Consider the following 22,197-nt stretch of genomic DNA (forward strand, 5'->3'; position numbering starts at 1 on the left):
CAATTTTTAATTGATAGCCGCTTTTGCTAAGAGGCGGCTATCAACAGTTTGCACCAAAATAGGTTGATGAATGCTCGGCTTTGATGCAGAATCGAAAAATTAAATTAATAATAAAAGGTTTTGTATGAAATTAATAACAGCCATTATCAAGCCGTTTAAATTAGAAGATGTGCGAGAGGCTCTATCTGCTGCGGGATTTGAAGGAATTACTGTAACAGAAGTTAAGGGTTTTGGCCGTCAGCGCGGCCATACAGAATTATATCGTGGGGCTGAATACGTCGTTGATTTTTTGCCAAAGGTAAAGTTAGAGATTGCGGTTTCGACAGAGCAGTTAGACAGTGCAATTGATGCAATTATTAATGCGGCGAATACTGGAAAAATTGGCGATGGCAAAATTTTTGTAACGAATCTAGAAAGAGCAATTCGAATTCGTACCGGAGAAACAGGCGTTGAGGCTTTGTAAATGAAGATCAGGGGAATTGATAGCTGTCTCTTTTTAAGTCTGTTGTTTTTGCCGACTTTAGCCAGTGCTGAGGAATTAAACGGTGCCAATACTGCATGGATTTTAACGTCTACAGCACTTGTGCTTTTTATGACCATCCCCGGCCTATCAATGTTTTATGCGGGACTGGTACGTACTAAGAATGTACTGTCTGTGTTTATGCAGTGCTTTATGATTACCTGTGTCTCGTCTGTATTATGGTTAATTGTCGGTTATAGTCTTGCGTTTGGCGAAGGTAATGCGTGGATTGGTGATTTATCAAGGGTGATGTTTTCTGGTATTAGCCGTGAAACGTTGTCGGGCGATATTCCAGAAGCATTATTTGCAATGTTCCAGATGACCTTTGCGGTTATTACTCCTGCATTGATCGTGGGTGCCTTCGCAGAAAGAATGAAATTTTCTGCGATGCTGTTATTCAGTGCTATCTGGCTGTTGGTTGTTTATGTGCCCGTTACCCATTGGGTTTGGGGTGGTGGTTGGTTAAGCGCATTGGGTGTTTATGACTTTGCCGGTGGTATTGTTGTGCATATCACAGCCGGTGTTGCGGCCTTAGTGGCAGCACTTGTTATTGGCCCTAGGAAAGGCTTCCCAGCAACAGCAATGCCTCCTCATAATTTAACAATGACGATTGCTGGTGCAGGTATGCTCTGGGTGGGTTGGTTTGGCTTTAATGGTGGTAGCGCCTTGGCTGCCAATGGTGATGCAGCAATGGCCATCATTGTGACGCATATTTCCGCCTCTATGGGGGCCTTTACCTGGATGGCTATTGAGTGGAAAAGATTTGGTAAACCCAGTGCTTTGGGTGCCGTTACCGGGATGGTTGCAGGTTTAGGTACGATTACACCTGCGTCAGGTTTTGTGGGCCCAGGTGGTGCGCTTATCATTGGTTTGTTGGCGGGAATGGTTTGTTTTGGCGCCACACAGTACATTAAGCGTGTGTTGAAGATTGATGATTCATTAGACGTTTTTCCCGTGCATGGTGTTGGGGGGATTTTAGGGTCCTTAGTAGTTGCTGTGTTTGCATCCACCCAGTTAGGTGTTTTTAGCGGTTATGGTTTTGCCGATGGTATTACAACAATAGCAGGCCAGTTATCTGTTCAAGCAATTGGTGTAGTAACAACCATCGTGTTTACAGCTGTCTCCACCTACATTATTTTGAAACTTGTTGGTGCTTTAACCGGCGGTCTGCGAGTGGATGAAGAAGCGGAGCAGCAAGGACTGGATGTTGTTTCGCATGAGGAAACGGGTTACAACCTGTAAACAAAATAAGCGAGATAAAAAGCCCGGCTTAGCCGGGTTTTTTATGCGAGGTCTGGACACGCTATAAGAAAAATTAGGAGAGCACGATGATTAAATTATATGGTTACCCAAGGTCGAGAAGCACGCGTGTAGTTTGGATGCTGGAAGAGTTAGGTGTCGATTATGAGTACATCAAAATAGAGTTGTTAAAAGGAGCTGGGCAGGCGGAGGATTATCTAAAGGTTCACGCAGATGGCAAGGTGCCAGCGATTGATGACGACGGTTTTGTACTAACAGAATCAGCGGCTATTATGACGTACTTGGGAGATAAGTATCCTGCGTCAAATTTAGTGCCAATGCCAAATAGCAAGCAAAGGGCAAAATATGACGAATGGTGTTTCTTTGTGCTCACAGAGTTAGAGCAGCCGTTATGGACGACTGGAAAGCATACGTTTGTTTTTCCTGAAGAGAAGCGTGTACCGGAAATTCTTCAGATTGCGCGTTGGGAGTTTTTAAAAGCTTGTAAGGTATTGGCGCAGCGTTTAGAGAATAAAACGTTTGCCTTAGGTGAGTCGTTTTCTGCAATTGATATTCTAGTGGCGCAGACGCTTCTTTGGGCAAAGGCGTTTGATATGCCCACCGGCTCTAAAGAGTTAGACGCTTACCGTGACCGAATTAGCGCAAGGCCATCACTCGGTAGAGTCGTGGATAGAGAGACGGCGGCGAATTAATAATAAATTCTGGTCTATTCATAGACTTAACTTAGGTGCTACAATAGTGAGTTCATTCAAACTACTTAACTTTCGGTGTAAGCGTGGAAGCGATGTTTGGATAACATTTTATTAACTTAACCTTCGTAGACTTATGACTGACTTATCCAAATACAGAAATATTGGTATTTTCGCCCACGTGGATGCGGGTAAAACCACCACGACAGAACGTATCTTAAAATTAACCGGCAAAATTCATAAAACGGGTGAGGTTCACGATGGTGAAGCGACAACTGATTTTATGGAGCAAGAAGCTGAGCGTGGAATTACGATTCAATCTGCAGCAACATCTTGTGAGTGGAACGGTCACCGCATGAACATTATCGACACACCGGGACACGTTGATTTCACAATCGAAGTGTATCGTTCTTTAAAAGTGCTTGATGGTGGTGTGGGTGTTTTCTGTGGTTCTGGTGGTGTTGAGCCTCAGTCAGAAACAAACTGGCGTTATGCGAATGAATCTGAAGTAGCTCGTGTTATTTTTGTGAATAAGCTAGATCGTATGGGTGCTGATTTCTACCGTGTGGTTGATCAAGTTGAGAATGTGCTGGATGCTAATCCATTAGTCATGGTGTTACCAATTGGTATTGAAGATGACTTCACAGGTGTTGTTGATTTGTTAACACGTAAAGCATACGTTTGGGATGATTCTGGTCAGCCTGAAAACTACACAGTGAGTGAGCCTCCAGCTGACATGGCTGATAAGGTTGAAGAGTACCGTGAAAAGCTTATTGAAATGGCGGTTGAGCAAGACGATGACTTGATGGAAGCATACCTTGAAGGTGAAGAACCTTCTATGGACGACATCAAACGTTGTATCCGTAAAGGAACAATCGCACTTGACTTCTTCCCAACATATTGTGGTTCTGCCTTTAAAAACAAAGGTATTCAATTAGTATTGGATGCAGTTGTAGACTTCTTACCGAATCCAACAGAAGTGAAACCTCAACCAGAAACAGATGACGAAGGTAAAGAAACAGGTAATTTTGCGATCGTTGACGAAAAAGGTCCATTACGTGCGTTAGCATTTAAAATCATGGATGACCGTTTTGGTGCCTTAACATTTATCCGTATCTACTCAGGGGTAATGAATAAAGGGGATACTGTTTTAAATACCTTTACGGGCAAAACGGAACGAATTGGTCGTCTAGTTGAGATGCACGCCGATGAGCGTATTGAGCTAGACGGTGCTGTGGCTGGTGATATTGTGGCTGTTGTAGGCATGAAAGATGTACAAACAGGTCATACATTATGTGACCCTAAAAACCCAGCAACCTTAGAACCAATGGTATTCCCTGATCCAGTGATCTCTATTGCTGTGTCACCTAAAGATAAAGGCGGCTCAGAAAAAATGGGTATTGCGATCGGTAAAATGATCAAAGAAGACCCATCCTTCCGTGTTGAAACAGACGAAGACAGTGGTGAAACTATTCTTAAAGGAATGGGTGAACTTCACTTAGATATTAAAATCGATATTCTTAAGCGTACCCATGGTGTTGATGTTAGCGTGGGTAAACCACAAGTGGCGTACCGCGAAACCATTACTAAGCGCTTAGAAGATAGCTACACACATAAGAAACAATCAGGTGGTTCAGGCCAATTTGGTAAAATTGATTATGTTCTAGAACCAGCTGAAACCGGTGAAGGCTTTAGTTTTGAATCAAAAGTAACCGGTGGTAATGTTCCTCGTGAATACTGGCCTGCGGTTGAAAAAGGCTTCGAAAAGCAAATGGCAAAAGGTGTGTTAGCGGGCTACCCTTGTGTAGACGTTAAAGTAACCTTAATGGATGGTGGTTTCCATGCAGTGGATTCATCAGCCGTTGCGTTTGAATTAGCAGCGAATGGTGCGTACCGTCAATCTATGCCTAAAGCAGGCGCGCAGTTAATGGAGCCGATCATGAAAGTGGACGTGTTCACACCAGACGATCACGTCGGTGACGTTATTGGTGACCTTAACCGTCGCCGTGGCATGATCAAGTCTCAAGATGCGGGCGCAACAGGTGTACGTATTAAGGCTGAAGTACCACTTAGCGAAATGTTTGGTTACATTGGTGACTTACGTACGATGACATCAGGCCGTGGTCAGTTCTCTATGGAGTTTGTTCACTATATGCCTTGTCCTAAAAACGTGGCTGAAGAAGTGATTAAAGAAGCCAAAGAGCGTGAAGCTAATAAATAAGTTAGTACGCGGTAAATAATAAAAGGGCTGGTTTTTACCGGCCCTTTTTTATGCAACACTATAAAATAAACGTATGAAGGTATTAATTGTCGCCGCTCTTTGGCCAGAGCCTACATCGTCTGCAGCGGGCCGGCGAATGATGGATTTATTAAAGCAGTTTCACGCGCAAGGCTGGTCCATCACCTATGCTTGCACAGCAATGGCGTCTGAGCATTGTTACCCGCTTGAGTCGCTCAATATTAAACGACAAAGTATTGCGGTTAATGATGCTACATTTGATGTATTTATCAGCAATTTATCGCCAGATATCGTTCTGTATGACCGCTTTATGGTGGAAGAACAATTCTCTTGGCGGGTAGAAAAGCATTGCCCAACAGCGATGTCGATGCTGGAAACATCAGACCTACACTGTTTACGCAGTGCACGTGAGATAGCAGTAAAAAAAGCTAGGGAGTTTAAGCAGGCTGATTTAATGAACGATGTCGCTTATCGAGAGATTGCGAGTATTTTGCGTACAGACCTAACATTAATTATCTCAAGCTATGAGATGACGTTATTGAGCTCGGTATTTAAAGTGGATGAGTCCTTGATTCATTACCACCCCTTTATGGTAGATACTAAAGATGCCCAGAATAAGGCTAACAATTGGCCTAGCTATGAAGAGCGAAACGGCTTTATCTGTATTGGTAATTTTAAGCACGCGCCAAATTGGGACTCTGTGCAGTATTTAAAGCAAGAAATATGGCCGCGTATTAGGCAGCAGTTATCGGCAGCAGAGTTATTCATTTATGGTGCCTATCCACCCCCCAAAGCGTTTCAGCTGAATAAAGAAAAAGATGGTTTCTATATAAAAGGACGGGCAGATAATGTAACAACCGTGATGCAACGTGCGCGAGTATGTTTAGCGCCGTTGCGTTTTGGAGCGGGCTTGAAAGGCAAATTATTAGATGCGATGGAGAACGGTACGCCGAGCGTTACCTCATCAGTAGGGGCAGAGGCTATGCATGGAGATTTGCCATGGAACGGTTTTGTTGAAGATGAGCCGCAGGCGTTTGCAGACTTAGCAGTGAAGTTGTATGCAAATAAGTCGATGTGGCAAACATGCCAATCGCAAGGTATGGATATATTGCAACAGTGTTATTCATCAACACGGTTTATGCAGCCGCTAATAGAAAGGATTATATCGGTGAAAGATCAGTTAGCCGCCCATCGTCAGCATAACTTTCAAGGTGCTATGCTGAAACATCATTTAATGAAAAGCACAAAATACATGTCTCTTTGGATAGAAGAAAAAAATAAAAGAAAAGAATAATTATGGCGAAAATCATGGTGATGGGGTGTGGTGATGTAGGCATGGGGTTAGCTGAAAGGCTGGCGGCGACAGGGCATGAAGTTACTGGGGTGAGAAGAACCTTGCAGACTCAGTCCTCAGATATTCATTTTATTCAGGCAGATGTGACGAATGCTGAACAGGTGGGTGCGTTAGACTTTAATGTTGATGGCCTTGTTTATATATTGTCTCCTACAGGGCGAGACATTTCTGCATACAAAGATGTGTTTAAAATAGGGGTAGAGCAGGTGCTAAGTGCATTAAAACAGCAAAACCCGACGCTACCGATATTTTTTATATCATCCACAAGGGTATATGCTCAGCAACAAGGGGAGTGGGTGAATGAACAGTCAGTAACAGAGACAATGGACGAAAGAGGGCGGCTTTTGTTGCAAGCTGAAGGCCTGTTTTTAGCATTTAATGAGCATGCAACAGTGATTAGGTTTTCTGGAATTTATGGGCGTTCAAACTACTTTATAAATCAGCTTAAAAGAGGCATAGAGATTCAAAAAGTCCCTCCATATTATACAAACCGAATTCATCGAGAAGACTGTATCGGCGTACTTGAATTTTTGCTAACTAAGCAGTTGAATGGTGAAGGCTTAGAGCGTATTTATTTGGCCTCTGACCTAGATCCTGCCGAAAAATGGAATGTGGCAAGCTATATCACAAAAAAACTAGGGTTAGCCTCTTGTAGTGCAAAGATATTAGATAAAACGGCTAGTCGTAATAAGCGAATAGATAGTCGGCAATTAACCGAGGGCGGCTACCAGTTTAAGTATGCGAGCTATGAACAAGGCTATGAGGCTTTGATGAATGAAGAACGCTAAATCAATCGTTATATTAACCGGTGCAGGGGTATCGGCGGAGTCAGGCATTAAAACCTTTAGAGCCAGTGATGGGCTTTGGGAAGAGCATAGAATAGAAGAGGTGGCTACGCCTGAAGGCTTTGCAAGAAACCCGGCATTGGTTCACCGTTTTTATAATATGCGTCGGCAGCAGTTATTAAGTGGCGAGGTGAAACCAAATGAGGCGCATCTTGCAATCGCTGAGCTAGAAAAAAACAATGAACTGTCTGTATTAGTGGTAACGCAGAATATAGATAATTTACATGAGCGAGCAGGCACAAAAAATATTATCCATATGCACGGCGAGTTATTGAAGTGTTTTTGTAAGCAGAGCGAAAAACGATTTACAGTTTATGAAAATTTAAATGAAGACTCGGTGTGTGAGTGCTGCGGACAACAAAAGACCCTGCGACCAGATATCGTTTGGTTTGGCGAAATGCCCTATCAAATGGATGAGATTTACAGAGCGATTATCGAATGTGACTTGTTTCTGTCAATAGGGACATCGGGCAATGTATATCCTGCTGCAGGTTTTGTAGAAATGGCTAATCAAGCCGGAGCCCATACAGTAGAGCTTAACCTTGAGCCCTCTCAAGTTGAGTCAGAGTTTAAAGAAAAAATCTATGGCCCTGCAAGTGAAGTCGTTGCAAGCTACTTACGCCAATTAATGTAATTTAATAGCGGTGTCAGGGTAAGGCTGTAACTCGTTTAATGGAATGGACATGCCATCTGGCATGACGATACGAGCGTGGTGCCGGTGTAAGCGTCTTGGCCCTGAAACACCGCACGAATGAGCAATAGTAGACACCTCTTTAACTAAGTTCTTTTGATAATTAGCAACGCGATTTGCTTTATTCGCTGGATCGAGACCACGTTGTAGGTCACGGTTGTGTGTAGTGATGCCCGTTGGACAGGTGTTTTTATTGCATTGCAGGGCTTGTATGCAGCCGAGAGCAAACATAAAACCACGTGCTGAGGTGATAAAGTCAGCGCCTGCGCACAAAGCCCAAGCGACCTCAGCAGGGTTAATACGTTTGCCGGAAGCGATAATACGAATACGTTTACGAAGGCCATATTTAAGAAGGGTATTCTCAACCGCTGGTAATGACTCAGTAAGCGTTAGCCCGACATTATCAATTAATGACATAGGCGCTGCACCGGTTCCGCCATCGCCACCATCAATAGTGATAAAGTCGGGAGCGGATTCTTCGCCACGAGAACAGATTAATTCACACAGCTCCTCAAGCCATTGCCACGAACTGACAACGGTTTTAAAGCCAACCGGTTTGCCGGTTACATGGCGGACATGTTCAATTAAATCCAAAAGCTCAGTGGTTGAATTAACATCAACGTGACGGTTTGGGCTGATTGAATCCATACCGGCGGGTATGCCACGAATATCGGCAATTTCTTGGCTGACTTTTAAACCGGGTAAAATGCCTCCCTTTCCTGGTTTAGCCCCTTGGCTGAGCTTAATTTCAAACATTTTAACTTGATGGTGTCGGGCAATCGATTCGAGTTTCTCATCACTTAATTGTCCGTGCTGATCGCGAACGCCATATTTAGCAGTGCCAATTTGAAAAACCAGGTCACAATCACCTTCCAAATGGTAAGGGGACAGGCCACCTTCGCCGGTGTTATACCAACAGCCGGCTTTTTTAGCGCCGTGTGAAAGCGCCTGTACTGCAGGCTTGGAAATAGCGCCAAAACTCATTCCCGAAATATTAAAAACCGATGACGTTGAATATGGTTTGTTGCAATAGGGGCCTATCATGATTGGGCCTAAGGCAGCGTTTTCATGTTCCAGTTTTGGAAAGGGGCAATTAACGAAAATAATAGCACCGGGCTGTCGTAGGTCTTTGGTTGAACCAAAAGCTACGGTGGCATCTAAATTTTTCGCAGCCCGGTAAACCCAGCTACGTTGAGCGCGGTTAAAAGGCAGTTCTTCACGGTCCATGGCAAAGAAATATTGTCGAAAAAATTCGCCTCCCTTTTCAAACAAGAACCTAAAGCGGCCTATGAGCGGGTAGTTTCTTAAAATAGTCGATTTTTTTTGCGTGCGGTCTTTGACGTAAAGAATAACCGAAAGTATGAGGAATGCGGTCAACGCAAAGACAAAGGCAGCACTTAAGAACTCAATGGATCTTGATAAATAAAGTGCAACATTCATTGAAAATAGACTATCCATAATTTAATTATCCCTTAAATTTTTTAGCAATCCAAAAATCTAAACTAAGGTATTTTCCCGCACCCATAAAAAATAGTACAAGTAACATGATGAAATAAGTGCTCGCAAATTCAATACCATTATTCAAGATAACGACACTACCATTCTCGGTGAGCCAGTTGTAATTCCCGTGTTCATGAAGAATCTCTTTTGCAACGTTGAGACGCTCAACAGCGCCACGAGTTCGCTCATTGGCAAACAAGCCGCTGCCTTCAGCAATGGCTAACCAACCATTGGGTAAATGCACGGTCACAGCAGCAACAGCCATGGTGATCATTAACGGAATAGAAACCCACCTAACAGCAAGCCCAATAAGTAAAAGAACGGCGCCAATAATTTCTCCCCAAGTTGCAGCAGCAGCCATAAAATAGGGGAAAGGTAAGCCCAAGCCATAATCAGCATTGCCAAACCAGTCGACAGTGCTATCAAAAGCCGCTAATTTTTGGGTGCCAGCGAGCCAAAAAATGGGTGCAAGATAGAGCCTTAATGCCAACGGTGCCAAAAAATCCACTGAGCGAGTACTATTTAAGACAGATTGAAGTTTGTTAATACATTTAATCATGGGTAGTCCTTAATTTATTTCGGTCAGTAAAATAGACCCATTGATAAACTAAGTTCTTTCTGCCTCGTTTGTTAACGCGTTTAACCGTTGTTTGTGGCGTAGCCAAGCGCTAGCACCCGCACCGGTTAGGATGCACCAAACAGCAAACAACGCACCGGGTAAGGCTGTTTCGGGGGAAAAGTGTTTAAGGGCAAGTGCCACGCCTAAGCCCGCATTCTGCATGCCGATTTCTATCGCGAGTGTTAAGCGATAAGGGGCGCTAAAGTGAGAAAACTTTGCAATGCTCCAACCGAGTAAATAACCCAGTGCATTGACGGAAATAATAACTAAAAACAACTCAGGGGTAATGCTATTTAAACGGTCGTGGTTAGCAGCAACGGCATAAGCGCAGATAATAATAATGGCCAGTGAAGCCATAGAAGGGGCGAACTCAATGAGCGGCCTTGCATGTTGACCTAGGGTTTTTCTAATCAGCATGCCAAAGGTGAGTGGCAGTAAAACCGTTAGTAAGATGGTTCTCATCATCGGCCAAAAGGGAATTGGCAGGTAAGTGCCGCCTAACCATTCAACTAATAATGGAGTTAAGGCAGGCGATAAGAATGTTGCTATGGTGGTGAGCGTGACAGAGAAAGCGACGGCTCCGCCGGCCAAGAATACGATAACATTACTGGCCATTGCGCCGGGTGCGCAACCGACAATAATAACGCCTAAAGCTATTTCTGCTGGTAAACCGGCCAACCAAGCGGCGGTCGCGCCGAGTAGGGGCATAATACTGTATTGGCTTAAGATACCAATTAAGATCGGTTTGGGAGTTTTTATTGTTGTTTTTAATTCATCAGGTTTTAACACTACGCCCAAGGCAAACATAGAGGCGGCAAAAAACCAGAGAAAATAATCTTTAAAAATTAAAAAAATAGCGGGTTGATAAAATGCGATCACAGCGCATATGAGCGTTAATGGCGCCATGCCGCGAGAAATGAGGTTAAGTAGTTTCATGGGCTTAAGGATAAGTGTTTAGCAGCAAATAACACAGCTATTTATGGATTAAACGCGGCAATAGCAGTGTGGGTTCGATAGTATTTTGTATGTGGAATGTGGTTTATGCAATAGAGAGTAAGGCGGTTGATAAGGGCATTAAAAGACTATCGCTTAATTTAGCTGCCTCCTTCATCAATTGACGGGCTGGTTCGCCATCCTGTAACCAAGATTACGCATGGTTAATGAGCGGCCAGTCGCTAGCTGTAAGCGCTTATAGTGCTCACAGGGAATCGAGGACTAAGTGATTTTCTGCCTAATAAGAAATAATTAGTTTGCTTAAATAGGCAGGTAACGTCATCGTCTAATAGAAGGTAAGTATTGTAGCGTTAGTTACAGGTCAAACGGCTCGTTAAGTATTTTTTCAACCGGTAAGTTTTTCAAGCGAACGTATTGGGGGAGGCCATTAACGTAAGGAGGAGAGTCTTCACCCATAATTAAAGGTCGCAAGTATTCTTCACATTCAGCGGTAATGCCAAAACCATCTTCACTGATGTAATGCGGAGGAAGCATTTGCTCAATATTAGCAACGTCTTTTAATTCGCCAACACCTATTTCCCATTGGTATGGATTATTGCTGGTGCGAACAATGGTTGGCATGACAGCGGTTTTTCCGTCAAGCGCCAGCTCAACCGCGGCTTTGCCCATCGCATAGGCTTGGTCTACATCGGTTTTAGAGGCGATATGGCGTGCGGCACGTTGTAAATAATCTGCCACAGCCCAATGGTATTTGTAGCCATGGGCAGTTTTAATCATGTCAGCAACTACCGGAGCGACACCACCTAGTTGGGCATGACCAAAGGCATCACGGGTGCCAGCCTCCGCTAAAAACGTTCCGTCAGGATTCCTAACTCCTTCAGAAACAACGATGCAGCAGAAGCCATGTTTTTTAACAGTGCTCTCAACTTTGGTTAGAAATTTTTCTTGGTCAAACGTAATCTCAGGAAACAAAATAATATGTGGTGACTCACCTTCTCTTTCAGCTGCCAACCCACCAGCTGCGGCAATCCAACCCGCATGCCGGCCCATTACTTCAAGTACAAATACCTTGGTTGATGTGCGTGCCATTGAGGCAACGTCAAAGCCAGCCTCACGTATTGAAACTGCCACATATTTGGCAACGGAGCCAAATCCTGGGCAGTTATCAGTAAGCGGTAAATCGTTGTCGACAGTTTTTGGAATGCCGATACAACGCAAGTCATGTCCTAATGATTGACTTAATTGGGAAAGTTTATGCGTGGTGTCTTGTGAATCACCGCCGCCATTGTAAAAGAAATAACCAATATTATGAGCTTTGAAAACAGCAATAAGACGTTCGTATTCAGCGCGGTTTTCTTCAAAGCTTTTTAATTTATAACGACATGAACCAAATGCACCTGAAGGGGTATAACGTAAGGCGGCAATATCTTCATCAGACTCTAACGATGTGTCTATAAGGTCTTCGGTCAAGGCGCCAATAATGCCATTACGGCCTGCGTATACCTTGCCTATTTTATCGCCATGTTGACGTGCAGTTTCAATGAGCCCGCAGGCGCTTGCATTGATAACAGCGGTGACACCGCCAGATTGAGCGTAAAAAGCATTTTTAGTGGTCATATATCACCAGATAATTTGTAGAGGGCGCATTATAAATGCTGAATGATCATATCGTCAGCATATTTGAAAAACAGTGGTGATTAATAAGCTATGTAATGCGGGTTAGCCTGAACTTTTGTTTAGAATAACAGAAACAATTGGCGCTTAACGTTTAAGGAATAATGCCAGATTTGCGCTATAGTTAAGAACGTCTGGCGGTGATGCGTTGACTTGCGTTAACGATTGAGTCATTGCCGATCAAAAACCTACTTGAGAAGGTGTATAAGCATGTCGTTATCTAAACAATTACTGATTCTTATCTCTGCGCTATTTCTGATTATTTTCAGTGTGAATTTTGTATTGAGTGTAAACAATATAAGAAGCTATTTGGAAGGGGAGTCACAAATTCATGCGCAAGATACGGCGACCTCATTGGGCTTATCACTTAGCCCCTATATGGTGGACACTCAAGACCCCGTACTTGAAACAATGATGAAAGCAATATTTGATCGTGGTTATTACAAGGAAATTAAGCTGGTTGATGTGACAGGGCAGAGTTTGGTAACACTGAGGAATGATAAAACATTTGCTTCAGTTCCTCAGTGGTTTATTGATTTTGTGCCCATGCAAACAGCTCGTGCCGACAGTGAAATTAGTTCTGGTTGGAGTATCAGTGGCACTATTTCGGTAACAATTAATCCTGGCTATGCGTATTTTAAACTTTATGAGCAAGTGAAAACGAGTTTCTATTACTCGCTTATGGTTTTTGCTGCATCGATTGTTTTGTTGTTGTTGGTGTTGCAAATAACCTTGTCTTCGCTGAAAAGAATTGGCGTCATGGCAGAAACGATATCGACAGGGCATTTCGATATGATTAAGCGCTTACCTTGGACAACTGAGGTTCGAAAGGTGGCTTTGTCGATGAATGTAATGTCTAAAAAGTTAGAACGTGTCATTCAAAACCTGAACACAAAACTAGAGAACATTGGTAAGAAACTTCAACTGGATGAGTTGACTGGGTTAAGTAAAAAAAGCAGTTTTGAACTGAGGCTGAAAGAAGTGCAAAGCTCACATGAAGAGGCTTTTGTTTTTATGATAAAAATAGATGCTTTAACAAGTTTAGTCAAAGAGTTAGGCCCTGATACGATAGATCAATTTATTAAGGATTTTGCTGAAATATTAAAATCAAAAACGAGCGTTGACTCTTCGGTGGATATCGACGCATATCGTTTTTTTGGTTCAGAGTTTGTGTTGTTAATGCGCGGTGCAACAGTTGATCAGTCAGAAAGATTAGCTCGATCATTAAGCACTTCATTTACTGAATTGGGCGAGCAATATAATAAAAAAGATATCGCACATATAGGCGTTGCGGCCTTTGACCCATTTAGTCCGAAAAACAATATTTTGTTGGCTGCTAATGAAGCGTATGAACAAGCGCAGCTTATTGGTGCTAATAGCTACTACCTTCGAAAAGGTAAAGATCGAGCGAAGGATATGGCTGAATGGAAGGAGTTGGTGTTTGATATTGTTGATAATGATGACTTTAAAGTCTCCTATGTCAGCACAACGGAGAACCTCCAAACGGCGGATGTGTTGATGCAAGATGCCTTTTCTGAAGCACTTGATAAGAATGGTGATGTGCTTTCAATTGGCACCTTTGTTTCGATAGCCGAAAAGTTTGTAAAGATTGTAGACCTCGATAAAGGGGTGGTGTCTCGAGTCATTGATCATATCAAAGAGAGTAATATTTCCAATCAAATAGCCATTAACTTATCCAGCAGAACGGTAAAGAGTAGTGATTTTAGGGGCTGGTTGACAGTTTTGTTAAATCAAAACCAGACGGTTGCAGGTCAGTTAGTTTTTAGCTTGTCGGCGTATGCCGTTAATAAAGAGATTGGTGTGTATAAAGAATTTATTCACTTTATACGTAAACATAATGCCAAGGTTCTTATTAAGCGATTCGAGACGCAGTCAATGTTGCCCCAGGCAGTTAAAGAGTTAAAGCCTGACTATATTCGTCTGGCCCGAGACCTTGGTAACGGTATTGCGCAGGATGTTGAGAAACGTGAGTTTGTAAAAACAATGCTTGAAATAGGAGAGTTATTAGATATTCAGGTGTTAGCAGAGAATATTCAGGCCGATGAAGACATTGCCTGTTTAACAAAAATGGGTGTTTTAGGCGCTAGTCGTTAGTCTATAAAACGATTGATCTGCTATATGAACACGATCTGCCAACAAGCGGTTGCCAACAGGGGTTCTAAGCGTCCGTGCAGCGCTTGGTTACAGCTTATCGTTTTTTTGTTTTGCTTGGTGGTTGTTGTGGTCTCTCCAGCGGCACTAAATTTTAGTTCAGAGCTTATCGCCAAGGTGGAAATGAAATATGGTAAGCATGCGTCAAACAGGGTGTTAGCCTGGCAAGGCCTGATTCAGTCGGCAAAAAATCTACCTGAAAAAGAAAAACTGGAGCGGGTTAATGACTTCTTTAATCAACAGCTTGAGTTTGTGGATGATGATGAGTTATGGGGATTAGTTGATTATTGGGCAACACCATTAGAGGCCTTATCTAAAGGGGCGGGGGATTGTGAGGATTACTCAATTGCTAAGTATTTTACGCTTATTGAGTTGGGTGTCCCAGACAGCAAGATGCGAATCACCTATGTGAAGGCCATTGAGTTGGATCAAGCACATATGGTGCTGACGTACTTTGAAAAACCAGGCAGTATTCCAGCGGTGTTAGATAATTTAAAACCAGCTATTTCTCCGGCATCTATGCGGCGAGACCTATTACCTGTCTATAGCTTTAACGGTTCGGGTCTATGGTTGGCAAAGTCGCGAGGGACCGGAAAGAAATTGGGAGGTTCGGATCGTTTAAATAAATGGGGAGGTTTGAAAAGCAGAATGAGAGTTAATAAATTCTAGTTCTCTAATAGGAATTTGGATTATATGTTTTAAAAGTAAGTCAAAAAAAAGCCATCAACAAAAGTTAATGGCTTTTTAGTTTGTTTACGTTAGTAACTACTCAGTGGCTGCTGAATAAGTAGGCGTTACTTTTCCTCTTTGTGAAGCGCCAATCCAAGGTTGAACCTCGGGTAAGATGGCAGTCTCTTCAGGTAATGAAATGTTGAGGTAATTATTTAATGCGCCTGCGCTGGCAAGGATTCTGAATTGTGAGAATAGCTCGTCGTATTTAGCATTAGTGTAAGCGCTTTTAGCAACAAACATTTCGTTAGCAGAGTCTAGTAAATCTAATAGCGAACGACGACCAATATTAAATTGCTTTTGGTAAGCTTCATTACTTTTAATGCTTGAATCACGGTGGCTTTCAAAAAACGCCATTTGATTTTTCACCGTTTGATGAGCAATCCATGATAGTCGCATACTTTCTACGGCTTGGCGGTATGTGTTATCTCTTATACTTTTTGCCTGATTGACCAGTTGAGCGGTTTCTTTACGACGAGCAGCATCTTTACCACCGTTGAATAAGTTGTAACGCAAGCGAAGCATTGCAGAGGCATCTTCATTGACCTCTTCAATACCATCAATATCTTTGTTGTGCGTAGCGCTGAGCTCAAGATCAACACGTGGTAAAAAGGCTGTTTTTGCTGTTGCGTGCTGTGCAATAGCGGATTTAATATCTGAATTTGCTGACTTTAAAATGGGGTGGTTAGCAATGGCGCTATCAACCGCTTGGTCGAAGGTGGCTGGTAAGGCGTCTTCAGGTGGAGTGATAGGTTCTAACTCGGAAGGTAAGCGGCCAACTATTCTTAAATAAGCGGTCTGAGCGTCTTTTAAATTACCCACTTCTGATAAAACATTTTTTTGCGCTAGTGATAAACGGCCTGTTGATTGCTCGACATCTGCCCTGCGCCCAACACCACGACTACTCCGTGAGGAAATTTGTTCGTTGGTGCTTTGGTGAACCGCTAAGTTTTCTTCAGCTAATGCCAATAGTTCTTCGCGACGTAAAACATTAATATAGGCTTCAACCGCGTTGAGGGCAGTAATTTCTGCTTGGCCAAAAACTGTATAAGCACGAGAGTTTGTTCTAGCCGTTTGGCGGTTAACCTCACTGGCCGTCGCAAACCCGTCGTAGATCATCTGTCTGACTTGGATAGAGGCTTCATCTCTACCAAGAGATTTTGACTCAGAACCATCTGCCTTTGTTGAAGAGTTGAAAGAGCGCTCCCAACCAGCACCAACAGCAATGTCTACAGTTGGAAAGTAGCCAGCTTTAGCCTGACTGATTTCCTGCTCAACGGCTAAACGTTCTGATTTAGCCGCTTGAATTTCTGGGTTTTCATTGATAGTGTATTGAATTGCATCTTGCAATGTCTCAGCACTTGCTGAATGAAGGCTGAGTGCCAAAATGCCACTTACAGCTATTTTTAGTTTAAGGCTCATAGTTTCCTCTAGGTTTAATTTTTATATATAGAAATCATATGATTAGGCTCCGTTAACTCGAAGTTAACTTAAGCGTAAAGTCAGGTCAACCATAATCTTTGATATATAGCGCTAAATGTAGCCTGTCGGCCACATTTAGCTTTTTGAAAATGGATGTTAAATGGGCTTTTACTGTTCTTTCAGAAATACTTAAACAATTCGCAATAGCTTTATTGCTTTCACCATCTCGTATCATGTTAGCGACTTCGCGTTCACGAGAAGATAACATGTTGATCAACGCTGAAGACTCAATTGATTTTTGGCTATCAAGTATTTGTGCTGGTACGGGTTTCATTTTAATTAAAGTGCCAATGACCCTAGGAACTAGGTGACGTTGAATCCAAATCTCTCCTTTTAGGACGCTGTTAACGGCTTGCAATAACAACTTAGGTGGTTCTAATTCTCCGCAATAGCCTGCAGCACCATTAACTAAAGCATTAATTTGTTTGTTTTCAGACCAGCCTTTTCCAACGATAAGAAAGTGTGCTGGGTGGCTGGAAAATATGTGAGCTAGCTTTTTATCGACGTCAATCATTTGCGAATCGATCACAACGACAGATGCGTCTTTAAACTCCTGTGTATTAACGGCGGTGTAAATGTCAAAGTGACTAATAAGCGCATGTGACCAGAGTTTGATCAAGGTCGAATTGTTAGAAAAGATAGCGACGCGATGCATGATTTATTAAGACGTTGTTTGCTTACGGTTTAATTAGGTTAAAGTGAAGAAGGGTAGGGTTGTGGAGCGGTGAATGCATGTTAACGTTCTCTTAGAGCGCGATCTCTCGCTTTTAAAATAGGCTTAAGGATATAATCTAACACAGATTTTTTGCCAGTCAGAATATCAACATTTGCGGTCATACCGGCGATAATATTCAACTTTTCACCATTTTTTTCTAAATAGTTCTTATTGGTACGTAGGCGAATTATATAATAACTTTCACCATCTTCTTCATTAATGATGCTATCGGCGCTGATATGTTCTAGTTTCGCCTCGAGTCCACCGTAGATAGAAAAGTCATAAGCAGTTAGTTTTACCATGGCTTTTTGTCCAGGATGGAGAAAGGCGATGTCAGCCGGCCTAATTTGGGCTTCGATGAGAAGTTTGTCTTCTAACGGAACAATTTCAACTAAGTCCATGCCAGGCTGAATAACCCCGCCAATGGTGGCTACTTTTAACTGTTTAATAATGCCTTTTACGGGTGAGAGCACGCGAGTTCGAGTCACGCGATCTTCTAGTGCTAAGGTGGATTCACTGGTTCTATCTAACTCGGCTTTAGTTTGGTTGAGCTCCTCTAGAGCCTTGGTTTGAAAGCTTATTTTAGTTTCTGCTAATTTATTTCTTGCTTCGGTTAATTGGCCATATATTTCGTTAAGTTCTCGTTTGATACGAAGTAACTCAACTTTAGACATGGCGCCTTCATCCACTAGGGGAGCTGACATATCTAATTCTTCTTTTAAGAGTGAGTAGCTTCTTAAGCGTTGGCTAATTTGTTCGCGTAAAAACTTGGTGCTGGCATTAAACTCGCTGCGGCGAGAATCAAAGAGTTGTTTTGCATTGTCGGCAATCTCAGGCGCAATGCTGATAACCTCAGGAGGTATAACGAGCGGTTTGTTTTCGACTTCTGCTGATAAACGCGCCGTGGCGGCGAGTAATTCATAAAATTTAAGTTTGTTTTCATTGAGAGAGGATGAAAATCTAACGGCGTCGAGTTGCAGCAGTGGTTGACCTTTTTCTACCGTTTGGCCTTCTTTAACCAAAATTTCAGCCAAAATACCACCTTCCAAGTTTTGGATGACTTGAATTTGACTCGATGGTGTCGTTTTTCCTAAGCCTCGGGTTACTTCGTCGAGCTCAGCGAAGCTAGCCCAAATGAGGGCTATAATGACGAAGCTAAAAGACACCCATAAAAGTAGGTGGCTTCTGGTCGAGGCACCATATAGGCTGACGGCATTGACATCGGTGATATAAATTCGATCTTCTGGGTGGAGCTGGTGCTTCATGTTGCTCACTGATATTTTATCTGACATGTTAGCTTGAAACCTTGATTTGACCCTTCTTTAAGGCTTCGAGCACTTTTTCTTTGGGACCATCGGCCATAATTTTAGAGCCGTCCATTACGATCAATCGATCAACTAATGTTAACAAAGAGGCCCGATGAGTGACCAAAATAAGCGTTTGTGTGGCCAGTTGTTTCGCTAAGTTTTGCTTGAACTGTTCTTCCGTACTGTTATCCATCGAGTTGCTAGGCTCATCCATAATATAGATGGGCGGGGAAAGCAGTAAAGATCGAGCAACAGCAACGCTCTGTCTCTGCCCGCCAGATAAGGCGGCGCCACGTTCACCCACCGGCATATCAAACCCTTTTGGGTGGCGATTAACAAATTGGGTAACGCCAGCAACTTCAGCGGCATGTAAAATAGAGGCATCGTCGGCATAGCGCGAGCCAAGCGTGATATTGTCTTTAACGCTGCCAAACATTAATGAGATATCTTGTGGTACATAACCAATTTGTCTGCGAAGGTCGCTAGGGTCAATTTGTCGGATATCCGTGCCATCAATTAAAATGGAGCCTTCTTGTGGTTCATACATACCAAGCATGAGTTTCTCAATGGTGCTTTTGCCAGAACCGATGCGACCAATGAAGGCGACGCGTTCGCCAGCTTTTATATTAAATGAGATATTATCGAGCGCTTTAACGGGTTGCTCAGGGTAGCTAAATGAAACGCCCTTAAATTCAATATCGCCCTTGAATGTAGGGCGGTGTAAGTATTTCTTACCCGGCTCACGTTCGACCGGTAACGACATCATTTTGGTTAAGGTATCCAACGATGCGCGAGCTTGGTGGTATCGAGTGAGCAACGACGCGACTTGTCCAACAGGTGCTAACGCACGGCCCGTTAATATAGTGCAGGCAATCAAGCCACCCGTAGTAAGGTTACCTTCCGATATTTTATATACACCAAAAATAACCACGGAAATGGATGCCATTTGCGTTAAAAAAGCGGTTATGTTAACGGCAATAGAGGAATAAAAACGTGATTTAAGGCCAAGACGGGAAATCTGTCCTATGTTTTGTTCCCATTTGCCCTGCATTTGCCCTTCTGCGCCAGCGCTTTTAATGGAGTCTAAATTGCTTAATGATTCAACTAGCGTAGCGCCTTTTTGAGCAGAATATTTAAATAGCTCATTGATGGTGTTTTTTAGTGGTTTTTGAACGATAACACCGACCAGTATCGCCAGTGGTAAAACAGTTAACGGGACGAGTGCTAAATCCCCTCCGAGCATGTAGATAACAGTTAAAAATATAAATAGGAAAGGCAGGTCAATTAAGGTGGTGAGAGTCGCCGAGGTGAGAAAGTCTCTAAAGGATTCAAACTCACTCAAGTTGTTGGCAAAGGCGCCTACAGACTTGGGGCGGTTTTCCATCTTAATGCCCATTACTTTTTCAAAAATAGTGGCGGATAAAATGACGTCGGAGCGTTTGCCTGCAACATCAATAAAATAACCTCGTAACCCTTTCATAATGAAATCAAAAATGAAAACTATGGTAACACCAATCGCCAGCACCCAAAGCGTTTCTAAGGCGTGGTTGGGTACTACTCGATCGTACACATTCATTATAAATAGTGGAGATGCTAGAGCGAATAAGTTGATGAGTAATGAGGCTGCTAGGGCCTCACCATAAATTGGCCAAGATTTGAAAATAACATCCCAAAACCAGTGCGTTGCTTTAGGAATAACAGAGTCGGCTGTTTGCTCATCAAACGTATGACTGATTTGAATAAAGAAGGCAGAGCCGGTGTACATATCTTCCAAGACATCTAAAGCGACAGTTTTCTCACCACTGTCTGTTTCCGGTAAGACAAGCGTGTAAGTATCTGTTTGCTTTGAGACTAATACGCAAGTTTTATTGTCTTTTAATAATAAAACGGCCGGTAAAACTAAGTTAGATATTTCCGTCAAAGGACGGCGTACTAAACCCGTTGAAAACCCTGCGCGTTGGGCGGCTCTTACAAAAAGAGCGGGCGTTAACTTATTATCAACCAAGGGTAAGCCAGAGGTTAACGAGTCAGCGGAATGGGGTGTGTTTAAGAGTTTGCACACAGATAATAGTGCCAATAATAAGGGGTCATCTTGGCTTGTTATAACGGTGGCATTTTCAGTGTTTTGTTTATGCGCGACGATGGTCATTTTTTATCCATATTGTGTGAAATAAAGCTCCAGCGTCCTGTTGAGTGTAGAAAGTTTGATTATTGGTTTTGATTTAGTGATACTAGAACAAATTTCAGAAAATGCAATCGGAGCTACCAATATGCCTTATGTTAATCGCAACGAGCACGGCGAAGTGACGGAATTATTAGATGTCTGCGATAAGGCTAATGGAGAGTGGCTTGATGTCGGCCATGCGGATGTTATTGAGTTTCTAAGAAAACCATCTCAAGCCAATAAGCTTAAGGAATCTTTGAGCCGCTCTGATAGTGAAATGGTACGTGTGGTTGAGGATTTGGTAGATATGTTAATGGAAAAGCAGGTATTCGTTTTTACTGAATTGCCAGAGGCGGTGCAAGATAAGCTTAATAAACGTAAAAAATTACGCCATGATGTTAATGCCTTAAGTAATCTCATTGGGGATGACGATAATATCTTGTAATCACTTCTTGTGGTCTTAAGGTATAAAAACTCAAAATTAGTACCTTAGTACAATAGCCAGTCTCAAGCGGCTGACCTAAAATTCCGGTTAACTTAGCAGCAATGAACGTTTGGCCTCAACAATGATAGATGCACTGGTAATCGACACAACAGATCAAATCACCTCATTGTTGTTAGGTGATAATGCTTGTATTCAAACGATTGATGATGAGGTTAAGGCATTGAATGTCATTGATAACGCGGCATCAGTCGTTGTATTGCTGCATTACAATGTACGAAAAGAGCAAACTGAAGAATATGTAAAGTTAATCGTTAACACTAACGCAAAAAGCAAGGTTGTTGTTATCGCTGACAAGCTTGATGAAGAGACGGTATTAGCATGCTTACTGGCTGGTGCGCAAGGCTATCAATCATTAAGCGGATTAAAGCAATATAGCAATAAACTATTGGCGGCCATGAATGCTGGTGAGGCATGGATAACGCGTCGAATGACCGCCACATTGCTTGAGACATTGCGGGCGCATAAATAGGACAAGATTATGGCAAATGATGTAACTAGTAACGAACCAGAGGCATTAGACCTGCTGGATCTGTTGGTTGACGAAAGCAATGATATTCTGAGTGATTATGTGTCTATTTCATTAGAAGCATTGAGTGAAGGCACAAAAATTAGTGTCACCACGGTGGAAGATCAGCCGGCAACCTACTCATCAACATTAACTGGTGTAACGTTAACCGACCTTCATTGTTTGGTCGATATACCACCAGAGTCATAAAAAATAAGTAAATTTAGTACTTTAGTACAATAGATAAACCAGTAAACGTAAGCAATACTCACT

20 protein-coding genes are annotated in these 22,197 nt (G+C 42.7%); 12 read left to right on the plus strand and 8 right to left on the minus strand.

The genetic code is table 11. From position 1 onward, the window contains the following. Positions 1–124 precede the first annotated feature (124 nt). The 7 genes from KUG63_RS08855 (at position 125) to cobB (ending at position 7,541) form a co-directional block, all read left to right on the plus strand. Complete coding sequence (locus tag KUG63_RS08855; RefSeq protein ID WP_015006845.1) at positions 125–463, plus strand: P-II family nitrogen regulator; 339 nt, start codon at positions 125–127, stop codon at positions 461–463. Then, positions 464–1,762, plus strand: a complete 1,299-nt coding sequence (locus KUG63_RS08860; protein WP_015006844.1) for an ammonium transporter — start codon at positions 464–466, stop codon at positions 1,760–1,762. It abuts the gene before it with no gap. Between the two features lie 86 nt (positions 1,763–1,848). Beyond that, positions 1,849–2,472, plus strand: coding sequence for a glutathione S-transferase family protein (locus KUG63_RS08865; RefSeq protein WP_015006843.1), 624 nt, complete (start codon positions 1,849–1,851; stop codon positions 2,470–2,472). A gap of 133 nt (positions 2,473–2,605) precedes the next feature. Then, positions 2,606–4,690 (plus strand): elongation factor G, encoded by a 2,085-nt coding sequence (gene fusA, locus KUG63_RS08870; RefSeq protein ID WP_015006842.1) that lies wholly within the window; start codon positions 2,606–2,608, stop codon positions 4,688–4,690. Positions 4,691–4,763: 73 nt separating this feature from the next. Continuing rightward, positions 4,764–6,002 (plus strand): glycosyltransferase, encoded by a 1,239-nt coding sequence (locus KUG63_RS08875; RefSeq protein WP_287554878.1) that lies wholly within the window; start codon positions 4,764–4,766, stop codon positions 6,000–6,002. 2 nt (positions 6,003–6,004) lie between these two features. Further along, on the plus strand, positions 6,005–6,850 hold the full coding sequence (locus KUG63_RS08880; protein ID WP_287554880.1) for an NAD-dependent epimerase/dehydratase family protein: 846 nt from the start codon (positions 6,005–6,007) through the stop codon (positions 6,848–6,850). Next, positions 6,837–7,541, plus strand: coding sequence for a Sir2 family NAD+-dependent deacetylase (gene cobB, locus KUG63_RS08885; RefSeq protein WP_015006839.1), 705 nt, complete (start codon positions 6,837–6,839; stop codon positions 7,539–7,541). Before KUG63_RS08880 ends, cobB begins: the two co-directional genes overlap by 14 nt. Here the strand turns inward: cobB and KUG63_RS08890 are convergent. The 4 genes from KUG63_RS08890 to KUG63_RS08905 form a co-directional block, all read right to left on the minus strand. Beyond that, a complete protein-coding gene (locus tag KUG63_RS08890) occupies positions 7,533–9,056 on the minus strand; it encodes an FMN-binding glutamate synthase family protein (protein ID WP_073023200.1) in 1,524 nt (507 codons plus the stop codon). The two genes, cobB and KUG63_RS08890, sit on opposite strands and share 9 nt — an antisense overlap. 7 nt (positions 9,057–9,063) lie before the next feature. Continuing rightward, positions 9,064–9,657: a DoxX family protein gene (locus tag KUG63_RS08895; RefSeq protein ID WP_287554882.1), complete on the minus strand. Its 594-nt coding sequence runs from the start codon at positions 9,655–9,657 to the stop codon at positions 9,064–9,066. Between the two features lie 48 nt (positions 9,658–9,705). Next, a complete protein-coding gene (locus tag KUG63_RS08900) occupies positions 9,706–10,653 on the minus strand; it encodes a bile acid:sodium symporter family protein (protein ID WP_016390901.1) in 948 nt (315 codons plus the stop codon). Between the two features lie 372 nt (positions 10,654–11,025). Then, positions 11,026–12,288, minus strand: a complete 1,263-nt coding sequence (locus KUG63_RS08905) for a 6-phosphofructokinase (RefSeq protein WP_287554884.1) — start codon at positions 12,286–12,288, stop codon at positions 11,026–11,028. A 267-nt stretch (positions 12,289–12,555) separates the two neighbouring features. Here KUG63_RS08905 and KUG63_RS08910 point away from each other — a divergent pair, with 267 nt between their 5' ends. Both KUG63_RS08910 and KUG63_RS08915 read left to right on the plus strand, forming a co-directional pair. Then, positions 12,556–14,460 (plus strand): LapD/MoxY N-terminal periplasmic domain-containing protein, encoded by a 1,905-nt coding sequence (locus KUG63_RS08910; protein ID WP_287554885.1) that lies wholly within the window; start codon positions 12,556–12,558, stop codon positions 14,458–14,460. A 24-nt stretch (positions 14,461–14,484) separates the two neighbouring features. Continuing rightward, a complete protein-coding gene (locus KUG63_RS08915; protein WP_015006833.1) occupies positions 14,485–15,186 on the plus strand; it encodes a transglutaminase-like cysteine peptidase in 702 nt (233 codons plus the stop codon). A gap of 96 nt (positions 15,187–15,282) precedes the next feature. Here the strand turns inward: KUG63_RS08915 and KUG63_RS08920 are convergent, their stop codons facing one another. The 4 genes from KUG63_RS08920 to KUG63_RS08935 all read right to left on the minus strand — a co-directional run bounded on the left by KUG63_RS08920 (position 15,283) and on the right by KUG63_RS08935 (position 20,899). After that, positions 15,283–16,668: a TolC family outer membrane protein gene (locus KUG63_RS08920; protein WP_287554887.1), complete on the minus strand. Its 1,386-nt coding sequence runs from the start codon at positions 16,666–16,668 to the stop codon at positions 15,283–15,285. Positions 16,669–16,753: 85 nt separating this feature from the next. After that, positions 16,754–17,347, minus strand: a complete 594-nt coding sequence (locus KUG63_RS08925; RefSeq protein ID WP_287554888.1) for a response regulator transcription factor — start codon at positions 17,345–17,347, stop codon at positions 16,754–16,756. A 116-nt stretch (positions 17,348–17,463) separates the two neighbouring features. Continuing rightward, the gene (locus tag KUG63_RS08930) at positions 17,464–18,735 is read right to left on the minus strand and encodes an HlyD family type I secretion periplasmic adaptor subunit (RefSeq protein ID WP_287554889.1); all 1,272 of its coding nucleotides are present in this window, start codon (positions 18,733–18,735) and stop codon (positions 17,464–17,466) included. A 1-nt stretch (position 18,736) separates the two neighbouring features. Next, a complete protein-coding gene (locus tag KUG63_RS08935) occupies positions 18,737–20,899 on the minus strand; it encodes a type I secretion system permease/ATPase (RefSeq protein WP_287554890.1) in 2,163 nt (720 codons plus the stop codon). A 40-nt stretch (positions 20,900–20,939) separates the two neighbouring features. On the opposite strand from KUG63_RS08935, the gene KUG63_RS08940 reads away from it, so the two are divergent. The 3 genes from KUG63_RS08940 (at position 20,940) to KUG63_RS08950 (ending at position 22,134) form a co-directional block, all read left to right on the plus strand. Next, complete coding sequence (locus KUG63_RS08940) at positions 20,940–21,359, plus strand: hypothetical protein (protein ID WP_287554891.1); 420 nt, start codon at positions 20,940–20,942, stop codon at positions 21,357–21,359. Positions 21,360–21,480: 121 nt separating this feature from the next. Then, complete coding sequence (locus tag KUG63_RS08945; protein WP_041230539.1) at positions 21,481–21,888, plus strand: response regulator transcription factor; 408 nt, start codon at positions 21,481–21,483, stop codon at positions 21,886–21,888. A gap of 9 nt (positions 21,889–21,897) precedes the next feature. Beyond that, positions 21,898–22,134: a type I secretion C-terminal target domain-containing protein gene (locus KUG63_RS08950; protein ID WP_015006826.1), complete on the plus strand. Its 237-nt coding sequence runs from the start codon at positions 21,898–21,900 to the stop codon at positions 22,132–22,134. Positions 22,135–22,197 lie beyond the last annotated feature (63 nt).

Source organism: Cycloclasticus sp., from assembly GCF_019090545.1.
In the GTDB taxonomy this organism is placed as follows: Bacteria; Pseudomonadota; Gammaproteobacteria; order Methylococcales; family Cycloclasticaceae; genus Cycloclasticus; species Cycloclasticus pugetii.